The sequence below is a fragment of the Microbacterium sp. C448 genome (assembly GCF_000582705.2).
Taxonomy (GTDB): Bacteria; Actinomycetota; Actinomycetes; order Actinomycetales; family Microbacteriaceae; genus Microbacterium; species Microbacterium lacus_A.
This window is the reverse complement of the sequence record NZ_HG779705.1, coordinates 1-7,280: the sequence shown is the minus strand read 5'-3', so window position 1 is coordinate 7,280 and position 7,280 is coordinate 1. Positions and strand designations below refer to the sequence as shown.

The following is a 7,280-nucleotide window of genomic DNA, read 5'->3' as shown; positions in this document are numbered from 1 at the left end:
CCCCCCCCCGCCGCGGTGTTGCGGATACTCGTGAACAGGTAGGCGCGGAACGACCCTGTGGGCCCGCCGCCCCGGCGGATGGACTGGTAGATCCGTGCGTATGCCTCTTGCACCAGGTCGTCGGGGTCGAGAGAACTCGTGATCGAGCGTGCGACGGTGATGCCCGACCGGTAGTGGCGTCGCCAGAGTTCGGCATAGGCCTCGCCGTCGCCCGAGCGGGCGCGCAAGACGAGGTCGGCGTCGCCATCGCCTGTCGGCGTCGTGTCGACCTCGTCGCTCTCCATGCAGATTCCCCGTACTCGTCGTGTCGGCCGTGCCCGATTATTCGTCTCACTCAGAGAGACGCAGGGGCGGCCGCTTTATGACGCAGTTCTCTCCATTGTCCACGTCCCGCGGTGCGACGGGGAGGGATGCTCACGCGGACGACTCGAAAAAGTTTCCTTAACTCGCGTAATGAACTCCCTCGATGGGCATCTCTTGGGTGAGAGACGCGCTTCGCTCCTTCCGGGGGGATGGTGCGAAGTCGCTGTGGCGCTGGACGTCGCAGCCGCGGGGCGTGGCTTTCGGGTGGTCATCCGGGGGGAGGCCGATCCGGATCCACGCCCCGCCTCATCTCGACGCCGCGGGACTCATGGGGACACCGGCGCGAACCCGAACCGAGGCATGGGGATGCTGAAGACGGTGTCAGGACGCGCCGGCCCGCGGCACGGGTTCGCCGGCGCGCCACACCGCGCGGACGGTGAAGTCCCGATCCCAGAGGACCAGATCCGCGGGGCCGCCGTCATCCAACGTCCCGAGTTCGGGGTGCCCGACGGCACGCGCGGGTGTCGTTGTCAGCGCGCGTACCGCCTCTGCCAGGGGCACGCCGGAGCGGATGGCGACCCGCAGCGCGCGGTCCGACGTCAGGGTCGATCCGGCAATGGTGTCGCTGCCGCGAAGTCGTGCGATGCCATCACGCACCTCCACGGAGCGTGCCCCGAGGCCCCAGTCTCCGTCGCGGTCGTCCGCGCCCGCCGCGGCCATCGCGTCGGTTATGAGGGCGATCCGTCCGGGCGCCATGCGGAACAGCAGGACCACGACGGCGGGGTCGAGGTGCACCCCGTCGGCGATGGCCTCGAGGGTGACCCGTTCGTCGATCGCGGCGGCCGCAACGGGCCCCGGGTCGCGATGATGCAGGCCCGGCATGGCGTTGAAGGCGTGGGTGAGGATCGTGGCTCCCGCGTCGAACGCGGCACGGGCTGTCGCCAGATCCGCGCCGGTGTGCCCGATCGCGGCCGCCGCGCCGGCCGCGACGATCTGAGTTATCGCCTCGATCGCACCCGGATGCTCCGGCGCGAGCGTCACCTGGCGCACCGTCCCCTCACCCGCGGCGAGCAGCCGCTCGAGGTCGGTGGTGTTCGGTGCCCTCAGCTCAGCGGGGTCGTGCGCGCCGCGGCGGTCGTGGTCGAGGAAGGGGCCCTCGAGGTGGGAGCCGAGGATGCCCGGCTGAGTCTTGCTGAGCCTGGCGATGCGGCGTACGCGCTGTTCGAGGTCGGACACGGGTGCGGTGACGAGCGAGAGCACGGCGCGGGTCGTGCCGTGCGCGGCGTGCGTCGCGAGGGCATGGGCGATCGCGGCATCCGGACCCTCTGCCACATCGGTGCCGCGGGACCCGCCGCGAGCGCCGGCGCGATCGCCGTCGTAGGACGCGCCCCCGCCTCCGTGGACGTGGATGTCGACGAGGCCGGGCGTGAGCACCGCGTCCGGGCCCGCCGTTGCAGCGGCATCCACGATCCGATCGTTGTCGTGCGCCGCGGCACGCCAGGATTCACCCGTGCCCTGCGCTGTGATGAGCCCGCCGTCGACGCGCAGCCAGGCATCCGATTCGTCCCGAACGATGCCGGACGTTGCCCCGCTGCCTGATGTTGCGACCTCGAGTGTGGGAGCCACCAGTCGCGCCGAGTGCACGATGAAGCTCATCGCGCACCACCGATTCCCGCGGCGAGCCAGAGCGGTGCGAGCGCATCGACCCGCTCGCGAAAGGACTCCCATGTGCGCGCCGCCGACATCGCGGGCGGGTTGGACCAGGCGATCTCCGCCGCGGCCGCGATCCGCGGAAAGACGAGGGCGTCAATGTCGGCGAGGGTCTCGACGGTCTCGGTCCAGAGGGCCGCCTCGACCCCCAGGATGTCGTGCTCGGTGAGACCCTCGACCACGGCGAGCGGCTCCCAGTCGTAGGCGCGGCGGAGGCTCGTGGGCCCGTTTGCCCAGGTGAGCCCCAGGGCGCTCTCGGCGTCGGGCTTCATGTCGAGGTACGCCGCGTCCGCGGGGGACAGGATGACTCGGCCACCGTTCCGGACGAACGCACGCGCGAGGTCGTCGTGGCCATCCTGCGGGGCGACGAAGCCCCAGTACTGCCCGACCGTGCCCGCCGGAAGCTCGGCGACCGCCCCGGCCTCCTGCCAGGTGATCGGGATCTTGCCGACCTCGCGGACGACGTGGGCTGCGCGGCTGACGAAGGCGGCGAAGTCCGCGGGCGCCGTGCCGAGGGCCTCATCGCCCCCGATGTGCAGGTACCGCCCGGGCGTCACCTCGGCGAGTTCGCGGACCACATCGTGCACGAATCGGTCGACCGTCTCGTCACCGATCCGCAGGGACGAGAACCCCACCGCCCACCCGGTGAACGGCACGCCCGACTCGGGCAGCTGCTGGCCGAGCTCGGCGACCTGCGCGCGCAGTGCGTCGGAGATGACCGGGGCCTCGACCAGCTCGGGGTAGGCGATGCCGACCGCGTGCGTGTGGCCGGGCATGTCGATCTCGGGCACGACGGTCATGTGTCGGGTCTCTGCGTACTCGACGATGCGCCGGTAGTCGGCCTTGCTATAGAAGCTCGCGGATGCCTCGGGCCCCGTCAGCCGGGGCCAGGTGTCGATCTGCAGGCGCCACCCCTGGTCGTCGCTGAGGTGCAGGTGCAGGTGGTTGAGCTTCAGGCTTGCGGCTCGGTCGATGACGGCGCACACGTCCTCGACCGAGAAGAAGTGCCGCGCGACATCGAGCATCATGCCGCGATAGGCGAAGCGCGGGGTGTCCTCGATCGTCAGGTGGGGAAGGTGCCAGGTGCCGCCGTCGGTGCCGGCCTCGATCGCCTGGACGAGTGTTTGCGCCCCGTAGAACAGGCCGGTGGTTGTTGCGGCGACGATTTCCGCATCGGAGGCATCCGTCCGCAGTGTGTAGGCCTCCGCCGTAAGCCCGACGTTCGGGTCGAGGCGCAGCCGGATCGCCCCGGGGTGGGGCGCGGATGCATCGGTCGTCTGAACCGTCGAGGTCAGGCCGGTGCGCACCGTGATGGAACGTGCCAACTCTCGCGCCTCGTGTGACGCCCCCGGGTCGGCGAGGACGACGAGCCCCCCGGCGAGCGAAAGCGCCCCGTCGCTGGGCTCGACGCGTGCCGGGTAGGGGATCATGTAAGGAAACCTAACAAACCCCGGGTCCGGCCGCTACGGCGCGGTTTTCGTGGCCGACATCGGAGGACATCCGGAGAGAGCGGATGTCGGAGCATCCGGTAGACTCGCCATGTCGCGACTGGCGTTCGGGTGGGTGACCACCGGGGAGCGACTGACTACGGCATTCGACCGCTCGCCTGGGCCGATGCGGAATTTCTGCCGATGCCGTCGTCCTGGAGGTTGCAATGACCGATCCGCTCTTCAACGCCCCGCTCTCCGAAGTCGATCCCGAGATCGCACAGGTTCTGCAACGCGAACTCGACCGCCAGCGCGGTTACCTCGAGATGATCGCATCCGAGAACTTCGTGCCGGTTTCGGTGCTCGAGTCGCAGGGTTCGGTGCTGACGAACAAGTACGCCGAGGGATACCCCGGCCGTCGCTACTACGGCGGATGCGAAGAGGTCGACGTGGCCGAAGAGCTCGCGATCGAGCGGGCCAAGAGCTTGTTCGGTGCCGGCTTTGCGAACGTCCAGCCGCACTCCGGCGCGACCGCCAATGCCGCCGTGCTGCACGCCATCGCTCGCCCGGGCGACACGCTGCTCGGACTGTCGCTCGACCACGGTGGGCACCTAACGCACGGCATGAAGATCAACTTCTCCGGCCGCCTCTTCAACATCGTCGCGTACGGCGTCGACGCCGAGACATCCCTCATCGACATGGACGAAGTGCGTGCGCTCGCCGTCGAACACAAGCCGAAGGTCATCATCGCCGGGTGGTCGGCGTACCCCCGTCAGCTCGACTTCGCCCGCTTCCGTGCGATCGCCGACGAGGTCGGTGCCTATCTGTGGGTCGATATGGCGCACTTCGCGGGACTCGTCGCCGCAGGGCTTCACCCCTCGCCGTTCCCGCACGCGCACGTCGTGTCGTCGACGGTGCACAAAACGATCGGCGGACCGCGCTCGGGATTCATCCTGACCAACGACGCCGACCTGGCCAAGAAGATCAACACCGCGGTGTTCCCGGGGCAGCAGGGCGGCCCGCTCATGCACGTGATCGCGGCGAAGGCGACCGCGTTCAAGCTCGCGGCGACCCCGGCGTTCCGCGATCGTCAGGAGCGGACGCTCCGCGGCGCGCACATCCTCGCCGAACGCCTGACGCAGCCGGATGTCACGGCCGCCGGAATCGGCGTGCGGTCGGGCGGAACCGACGTGCACCTCGTGCTCGTCGACCTGCGCGATGCCCAGATCGACGGGCAGCAGGCCGAAGATCTGCTGCACGACATCCACATCACGGTCAACCGCAACTCGGTTCCGAACGACCCGCGTCCGCCGATGGTGACGTCGGGGCTCCGCATCGGCACGCCCGCTCTCGCGACGCGCGGTTTCGGCGACGTGGAGTTCACCGAGGTCGCCGACATCATCGCGCTCGCGCTGCTGCCGGATGCCGACGTCGAGGCGCTGCGTGCCCGCGTCGCCGCGCTCACGGCCGCGTTCCCGCTGTACCCGGGGCTCGGGCAGTAGCGCTCGCGCCTCAAGCACCTCTTCTGCGGGTCCGCCCTCGATCGTGTTCGTTATTCAGTCTGCTCGGAGGTGCCACCGGGCGCTGCTCGCGTGATTCCGCGGGTGGGGTGGGGTGGCGCCACGGATGGACTGAATTGTGAACCTATCGGCGGGCGACCAGCGTCGGTAGAGTAACTATCGACATAGGTATTTCGGCCGGGCTGGGAACAGATCCGGGCGACACAGCGCAGTCCCGCAGCGAAGAAGCGCGGACGACCGACGACGGGAGAGATCATGACGGCGAAGAAGCTGGACGGTAAGGCAACGGCAGAGGCGATCAAGGCCGAGCTGACCGAGCGCGTGGCGGCACTCAAGGCGCGGGGCGTTACCCCCGGAATCGCCACCGTGCTGGTAGGGGCCGACCCCGGGTCGCAGCTCTATGTCGGCATGAAGCACCGTCAGTCCGAGGCGATCGGTATGAACTCGATCCAGATCGAGCTGCCCGCCGACGCGACGCAGCAGGACGTCGAGAAGGTCATCGACGACCTCAACGCCGACCCGGCGTGCCACGGCTACATCGTGCAGTTGCCGCTGCCGAAGCACATCGACACCGACGCGATCCTCGAGCGGATCGATCCGGACAAGGATGCCGACGGGCTCCACCCGACGAACCTCGGGCGTCTCGTGCTCAACGTCAACAGCGAGATCACGTCGCCCCTGCCCTGCACCCCGCGTGCCGTCATCGAGCTGCTGCAGCGGAGCGGCTACGACCTGGCAGGCAAGCATGTCGTCGTGGTCGGCCGCGGTGTCACGATCGGGCGCTCCATCGGGCTGTTGCTGACGCGCCGCGAGGTCAACGCCACCGTGACCCTGACGCACACCGGAACCCCCGACATCCCCTCGTTCATTCGCCAGGCGGACGTCGTCGTCGCTGCCGCGGGGGTCAAACACCTCGTGCGCGCTGAGGACGTCAAGCCGGGCGCCGCGGTGCTCGACGTGGGTGTCACCCGTGGTGAGCCCGACCCCGACACGGGCAAGTCCCGTGTCTACGGGGATGTCGACCCGGGTGTCGCGGAGGTCGCCGGATGGCTCTCGCCCAACCCGGGCGGCGTCGGACCCATGACCGTCGCTCTGCTCATGACGAACGTCGTCGAGGCCGCCGAGCGTTCGGTCGCCTGACCACTCGCCGGTCGCTGAGCCTGTCGAAGCGACCCGCCAGGCCCGAGGTCAGCCGAGCTCGTCGAGCATGCGGCGCTGCTCGTCCGTCAGGCCGTCCTTCGCTTCTTGGCGAGCGGATGCGTCGGCGCCCGGTGTCGTAGAGCGCGGTGTGCCCGAGGCATCCGTCGTCCCTGCCTTCGGCGTGCGCCCGAGCTTCGCGGACGCAGAGTCGTACACGCGCCCGGCGTGCGCCTCGACGCGGTCATCGATCGCGTCGTAGATCGCCCACGCGATCAGCAGCGCGATCGGCGGCAGGACCCAGCCCCAGAACCACCCGTCCACGCGCACCGACGTCAGCACGACCACCAGCACCCACACGATCGCCGCGACGAGCAGCACGAGCACGTACTGCGTCAGCTTCTCGCCGATCTTGGTGCGCTGGTGCGCCGAGCGCGCCGCCATGCCCCGGAACCACCGCGTGATGAACGGTTTGATCCACAGCGTCGCGGCAGTCAGCACGATCGCGGCCCAGAATGCAGCCCAGCCGACCGACACCGACGCGAGCAGCAGCCCGATCAGCCAGAGCACGACGAGGTTGAAGAGGTACAGCGAGACGAACCGCACGATCCACTTGCGCATGCGTCCAGCGTGCCACGCGTGCGCCCGCGTATCGAGAGCCCGCGCTCAGCCCAGGCGCACCAGCGCGGTCACATCGTCGTTCGGCAGTTCATCGACGACGGCCGTGACCTCGAGCGAGTGGAAGTCGACGCCACCGCGCTGCGTCGTCAAGAACGCGGTGTCGGATGCGTCGCGCCCGGTCGCGATCCGCACCATCGTGCTGCGGGGTGCGAGGGTCGTGGCGTCGACGACATGCCAGGCGCCGTCGACGTAGGCCTCGGCGACGGCGTGGAAGTCCATGGGTGCGAGGCCCGGGGCATAGACCGAAACGAGGCGCGCGGGTACATTTCGTGCCCGCAGCAGTGCGACGCAGAGGTGCGCGTAGTCGCGGCAGACGCCCTGGCGTGCGAGAAAGGTGCGCACGGCGCCGTCGGTCGGCAGGCTCGATCCGCTGACGTACCAGAGGCGCGTGCCCACCCACGAGCTGACCGCGTCGAGCAGGTCGACGCCCTCGAGACCCTGGAACTCCGCGGCCGCGGTCGGCGCGAGCGAGTCGGACTCGCAGTAGCGGCTGGGGCGGAGG

General features: G+C 69.5%; 7 protein-coding genes and 1 riboswitch. Of the genes, 2 read left to right on the top strand and 5 right to left on the bottom strand.

The annotated features are described in order from the left end of the window. The 3 genes from MIC448_RS10435 to MIC448_RS10425 all read right to left on the bottom strand — a co-directional run. A partial coding sequence (locus MIC448_RS10435; protein ID WP_036299231.1) for an RNA polymerase sigma factor occupies nucleotides 1–284 on the bottom strand: 284 nt, incomplete at its 3' end. A gap of 400 nt (nucleotides 285–684) precedes the next feature. Beyond that, a complete protein-coding gene (locus tag MIC448_RS10430; RefSeq protein ID WP_051513592.1) occupies nucleotides 685–1,959 on the bottom strand; it encodes an N-acetylglucosamine-6-phosphate deacetylase in 1,275 nt (424 codons plus the stop codon). Continuing rightward, complete coding sequence (locus MIC448_RS10425; protein ID WP_036299229.1) at nucleotides 1,956–3,443, bottom strand: beta-N-acetylhexosaminidase; 1,488 nt, start codon at nucleotides 3,441–3,443, stop codon at nucleotides 1,956–1,958. Before MIC448_RS10425 ends, MIC448_RS10430 begins: the two co-directional genes overlap by 4 nt. A 104-nt stretch (nucleotides 3,444–3,547) precedes the next feature. Further along, a riboswitch (ZMP/ZTP riboswitch) is annotated at nucleotides 3,548–3,632 on the top strand. 35 nt (nucleotides 3,633–3,667) lie between these two features. On the opposite strand from MIC448_RS10425, the gene glyA reads away from it, so the two are divergent. Continuing rightward, entirely contained in the window at nucleotides 3,668–4,942 is a 1,275-nt protein-coding gene (gene glyA, locus MIC448_RS10420; RefSeq protein ID WP_036299227.1) for a serine hydroxymethyltransferase, read from the top strand. A 273-nt stretch (nucleotides 4,943–5,215) separates the two neighbouring features. Beyond that, nucleotides 5,216–6,100 (top strand): bifunctional methylenetetrahydrofolate dehydrogenase/methenyltetrahydrofolate cyclohydrolase, encoded by an 885-nt coding sequence (locus MIC448_RS10415; protein ID WP_036299226.1) that lies wholly within the window; start codon nucleotides 5,216–5,218, stop codon nucleotides 6,098–6,100. Between the two features lie 48 nt (nucleotides 6,101–6,148). Here MIC448_RS10415 and MIC448_RS10410 read toward each other — a convergent pair whose 3' ends face one another. After that, nucleotides 6,149–6,718 carry a hypothetical protein gene (locus MIC448_RS10410; protein WP_036299224.1) on the bottom strand — a complete coding sequence of 190 codons (570 nt, stop codon included), beginning with the start codon at nucleotides 6,716–6,718 and terminating at the stop codon, nucleotides 6,149–6,151. 45 nt (nucleotides 6,719–6,763) lie between these two features. Beyond that, nucleotides 6,764–7,280, bottom strand: a 517-nt coding sequence (locus MIC448_RS10405) for a transglutaminase family protein (RefSeq protein WP_036299222.1), incomplete at its 5' end; no start/stop codon positions are given.

What these genes read in the sequence shown, in the direction of transcription:
- MIC448_RS10430 (WP_051513592.1), bottom strand. Translation starts at nt 1,959, where the DNA reads ATGAGCTTCATCGTGCACTCGGCGCGACTGGTGGCTCCCACACTCGAG.
- MIC448_RS10425 (WP_036299229.1), bottom strand. Translation starts at nt 3,443, where the DNA reads ATGATCCCCTACCCGGCACGCGTCGAGCCCAGCGACGGGGCGCTTTCG.
- glyA (WP_036299227.1), top strand. Translation starts at nt 3,668, where the DNA reads ATGACCGATCCGCTCTTCAACGCCCCGCTCTCCGAAGTCGATCCCGAG.
- MIC448_RS10415 (WP_036299226.1), top strand. Translation starts at nt 5,216, where the DNA reads ATGACGGCGAAGAAGCTGGACGGTAAGGCAACGGCAGAGGCGATCAAG.
- MIC448_RS10410 (WP_036299224.1), bottom strand. Translation starts at nt 6,718, where the DNA reads ATGCGCAAGTGGATCGTGCGGTTCGTCTCGCTGTACCTCTTCAACCTC.